Raw genomic sequence first — 3,278 nt, 5'->3', positions numbered from 1 at the left:
CTGGACGCAGCGAATGACCGGAAACCCAAGCTGGCAAGTGATTCCAACGGAATTGAGCCTGGAGCAGTTCGAGCAGTTTGTCTTGCCGCATCTGAGGCGGGGTCGTCGAGGACCTCCTCCCACGCTGCCCTTGCACAAGATCTTCAACTACATCCTGCGAGTGCTGTACATGGGCTGTCAATGGAAGATGCTGCCGATCGAAAGGAATGCCAAAGGCCGCCGCGAAATCCACTACACGCGTATCTACCGGCTGATGCGGCGCTGGCAGGCCGACGGTTGCATGGATGCCATCTTTGCCGGCTCGGTGACCAGGCTTCATGATGACCAGCTGCTCGATCTGACGGTCATTCATGGCGATGGCACAACGACGGCGGCGAAAAAAGGCGGCGACAATCTCGGCTACAGCGGTCACAAGCATCTCAAGGGCGACAAGGTCGTGGCCTTCTGTGACCGGGACTGCAACATCATCGCGCCATTCATATGTGCGCCGGGCAACCGCGACGAATCGCCGTTGTTGTTGCGCGACGCCTTGCGCCCAGACTCACCCAGTGGCCCACGCCATCGGCATGGACTTACAGGGCTTGAGCGTCAGTCTGGACGGCGTCTACGACTGCCGGGCCAACCGCAAGGCCATTTTCAACCGGGGCATGGTGTCCAACATTCCGGAAAATCCGCGCGGGCGTAAAACCCCGAAGCGGGGCCGCAAGCAGCGCTTTGATCCGGACATCTTCGAGGAGCGCTTCAGGACCATTGAACGCGTCTTTGCCTGGGAGGATAAGTTTCGCCGTCTGTTGCTGCGCTTCGAACGCATCAGTCACGTGCACTACGCGTTCAAGACGCTCGCCTATACGATGATCGTGCGACACGAAGTCGCCTGTAGAAGTTGTTCCCACTTCAATGGAGGGAACCACCCGTGTCACCGGGTGCATCTAGGGGTCTGAATAAAGAGCGACCCTGACAACGTAACGAAGCACCTCAAGGTGCGGGGCACAAATCGCGAGAAGAGTGCCCTTCTGGTAGCCATAAGCCGGAAAAGTGCTAGATAGTCGGCACGGTGAAAATATTTGAATCTGCGATAAAGATCGTGATATAGAACGAGCGGAAGTGGCTAATACGCTCGGACCAAACGGTAACGGAGGTGGGAGCGGCGTTTAATCATTACGTCCTCGTGACCCATGCGCCTCCCGGTCGATAGCAGGCACCTAACCCGACGTACTTTTGCAGGTGGAACGTGGAAACCTCGTATCGCTCCCTTCTGGGACGGCATACCGCAAGGTCTGCTTATGGCGGTGCGGGAACAGGAACGAGGACTAAGCGAACGCCGGCCTGTAACGGGACGGATAGGGGTTGAAACATCACCTCACGCGAAAGCGGGCAGACTTCCTCATGGTCTCTCTTCACCAGAGAGTTTCCAGAACCATCTTTACGGAAGGAGAGCAAATGAGTGCAGCAACACGGGCGCGTGCACCTTCTGGCGTGACGTGGGACGGCATCAACTGGGCCAAAGTCCAACGGCATGTAAGAGGGCTGCAGACGCGTATTGTGAAGGCGTCACAGGCTGGCCGCCACAGCAAGGTGAAAGCCTTGCAATGGCTGCTGACCCACTCGTTTAGCGGCAAAGCTTTAGCCGTCAAGCGGGTGACTGAAAACAAAGGCAAGAATACCGCCGGTGTGGACAAGGTCACGTGGAAAACACCGGTGGCAAAGACCAACGCGATTGGGTCGATGAAGAGGCGGGGTTATTCGGCTCTTCCGCTTCGAAGAGTTTTTATTCTGAAGAAGAATGGAAAACAGAGGCCGCTCGGCATACCGTGCATGATTGATCGAGCACAGCAAGCGTTGTATCTGCTGGCGCTCGAACCAATTGCGGAAACCACCGCCGACCCGAATTCCTATGGGTTCAGGCCGGAACGCTCAACTGCCGATGCTGGGGAACAATGCTTCAACTGCCTCGCAAAAAAGAACAGTGCGAAATGGGTGCTAGAGGCCGACATCAAAAGCTGTTTCGACCAAATCAGTCACAACTGGATGGTCGCCAATATCCCAACGGACAAGGCGATCTTAAAGAAGTGGCTCGAGGCGGGATTCATATATCAAAACGAGCTCTTCCCTACCGACGCCGGGACCCCGCAAGGGGGCATCATTTCACCGGTGGCGGCCAACATGACACTGGATGGTCTTGAGGCAATGCTTGGGGAGAAATTTCCGCGGGCAAAGTCGAGCGGTCTGAAAATGAACATGGTGCGTTACGCTGACGACTTCATCATCACCGGCAATTCGAAAGAATGGCTGGAACAGGAAGTCAAGCCCGCAGTGGTTGAATTTCTGGCCGAACGCGGGTTAGTCCTATCGCCAGAGAAGACCAAAATAACGCATATCAGGGAGGGATTTGACTTCCTCGGATGGAACATTCGCCGGTACGACGGCAAGCTGCTCATGAAGCCGTCCAAAGCGAACGTCAAAGCGCATCTTGACAAAATCCGTGAAGTCATCAAGGCCAACAAGATGGCTAAACAGGCAAACCTGATAAGGCTGCTCAATCCGATATTACGTGGATGGGCGAATTACCACAGCCATGTAGTCGCCAAGGAAACCTTCGCTCGGGTTGATACCGATGTCTGGTCGATGCTATGGCGATGGGCGGTAAGAAGACATCCGAACAAGGGAGCCCGCTGGGTCAAAGAGAAATACTTCAAGACCCGGGGCGCCCGGAACTGGGTATTTGCCGTCACAGAAAAACAAGAAGATGGAACGCAACGAGAGCTCACCCTGCTACAAGAATCGGATACGCCAATCCAGCGGCATATCAAGATCAGAGCCAACGCCAATCCGTACGACCCAGAATGGGAGCATTACTTCGAGTCCCGATGGGCCACGAAAATGCAGAACTCATCAAAAGGCCGTGCGAAGTTTTACCGTGTTTGGCGAAGGCAGGATGGCATGTGTTCGACCTGCCAGGAACCCATCACAAAGGGCACCCCCTGGGATGTTCGTCATATTGTGACGAGAGCCGAGGGCGGGTCGGATGCCGCAGGCAACCTTCAGATGTACCATCTCAATTGCCGTAGAAATCATTAGTCTGCCGGAAATACAGTTGTGAAACCGGGTGTCGAAAGATGCCTTTGCAGAGGCTTGAGCCGTGTGGATCGAAAGACCCATGCACGGTTCTGAGGGGGCTGGACGCGGGTGACCGCGCCCAGCTACCCGACAACCTGCGCCACTACTGCTGAGCGTCATCGCAGGGCACGCAGTTCATGGATCGCGCATCGCGCCATGAA

General features: G+C 55.6%; 3 protein-coding genes. All 3 read left to right on the top strand.

Translation table 11 applies throughout. The annotated features are described in order from the left end of the window. On the top strand, positions 1 to 685 hold a 685-nt coding region (locus PQR02_RS39960; protein WP_408243316.1), incomplete at its 5' end, for a transposase. Continuing rightward, positions 648 to 941: a hypothetical protein gene (locus PQR02_RS39955; protein WP_408243315.1), complete on the top strand. Its 294-nt coding sequence runs from the start codon at positions 648 to 650 to the stop codon at positions 939 to 941. The genes PQR02_RS39960 and PQR02_RS39955, both read left to right, overlap by 38 nt. A 499-nt stretch (positions 942 to 1,440) precedes the next feature. Beyond that, positions 1,441 to 3,078 (top strand): group II intron reverse transcriptase/maturase, encoded by a 1,638-nt coding sequence (gene ltrA, locus PQR02_RS39950; RefSeq protein WP_408243314.1) that lies wholly within the window; start codon positions 1,441 to 1,443, stop codon positions 3,076 to 3,078. The last annotated feature ends 200 nt before the right edge of the window (positions 3,079 to 3,278 follow it).

The sequence above is a fragment of the Paraburkholderia sediminicola genome, from assembly GCF_046026895.1.
In the GTDB taxonomy this organism is placed as follows: domain Bacteria; phylum Pseudomonadota; class Gammaproteobacteria; order Burkholderiales; family Burkholderiaceae; genus Paraburkholderia; species Paraburkholderia sediminicola_C.
This window is presented reverse-complemented; position numbering and strand designations above follow the sequence as displayed.

What these genes read in the sequence shown, in the direction of transcription:
- ltrA (WP_408243314.1), top strand. Translation starts at nt 1,441, where the DNA reads ATGAGTGCAGCAACACGGGCGCGTGCACCTTCTGGCGTGACGTGGGAC.
- PQR02_RS39955 (WP_408243315.1), top strand. Translation starts at nt 648, where the DNA reads ATGGTGTCCAACATTCCGGAAAATCCGCGCGGGCGTAAAACCCCGAAG.